The sequence below is a fragment of the Acetivibrio cellulolyticus CD2 genome, assembly GCF_000179595.2.
Lineage (GTDB): Bacteria > Bacillota > Clostridia > Acetivibrionales > Acetivibrionaceae > Acetivibrio > Acetivibrio cellulolyticus.
Genome location: NZ_JH556651.1, coordinates 1 through 395, shown reverse-complemented (window position 1 = coordinate 395; position 395 = coordinate 1). Strand labels below are relative to the sequence as shown.

General features: G+C 31.1%; 1 protein-coding gene. It reads right to left on the bottom strand.

Annotated features, from left to right (window positions below):
• Positions 1–107: 107 nt before the first annotated feature.
• Positions 108–263 carry a hypothetical protein gene (locus ACECE_RS32475; RefSeq protein ID WP_162862438.1) on the bottom strand — a complete coding sequence of 52 codons (156 nt, stop codon included), beginning with the start codon at positions 261–263 and terminating at the stop codon, positions 108–110.
• Between the last annotated feature and the right edge of the window lie 132 nt (positions 264–395).

Genomic DNA, 395 nt, shown 5'->3' with positions numbered 1-395 from the left:
AATTAATTCATCAAGCTCCCAATGTCTTTTCATATGCTATACCTCCGTAAGCCTAAACCCCCGAAATTTTTTGATTTAGATAATGGATTCTTATTATAAAAGCTCTTTTAATATTTTTTGGATTCCTCTGGGAGCAAGTCAATAAAGTGTTGTAACCCTGTGTTATATACAAGCATCAATAACATTTTATCCCTTTGCTCATCACCATGAAGAGCCTCACCGTCAAATAGTTCAAGTTTATTTTCATATATCCCAAATTTCATAATTTACTTTTTGAGCCATTTTTTAGGAATCAATTTTATCTTTGGGTCAGTTTCTTTTTCAAACAATGATATTTCCACATCTGCTTTTATTTTATGAGTATCATCATTAGCCATCAGTGATAAAAGGATTCA